This window comes from Aquabacterium sp. A08 (assembly GCF_011742065.1).
Genome location: NZ_JAAQQT010000384.1, coordinates 1 through 305, shown reverse-complemented (window position 1 = coordinate 305; position 305 = coordinate 1). Strand labels below are relative to the sequence as shown.

Sequence of the window (305 nt, the reverse complement as noted above, 5' to 3'; positions counted from 1 at the left end):
CGGCGGTGAGGAAGGCGCCGGTGCATTCGAGCACGGTGTGCACGCCCATCTCGCCCCATTTGAGCTGGGGGTTGTCGCGTTCGTGGGTGAGCGGGATGCGCTTGCCGTTGACGATGAGGGCTTCGTTGCCTTCATAGCCCACCGTGCCCTGGAAGCGGCCGTGCACGCTGTCGTATTGGAGCATGTAGGCCAGGTAGTCGGCGGACTTGGGGTCGTTGATGCCGACGACTTCGATGTCGCCGCCCGATTGCACGGCCGCGCGCAGCGCCAGGCGGCCGATGCGGCCGAAACCGTTGATGCCCAGT

1 protein-coding gene is annotated in these 305 nt (G+C 66.2%); it reads right to left on the bottom strand.

Annotated elements, in window-relative coordinates; all coding sequences use genetic code 11:
- The coding region (locus HA630_RS02190) for a glyceraldehyde 3-phosphate dehydrogenase NAD-binding domain-containing protein (protein ID WP_243855324.1) at positions 1-304 on the bottom strand (304 nt) is incomplete at its 3' end.
- Position 305: the final 1 nt, after the last annotated feature.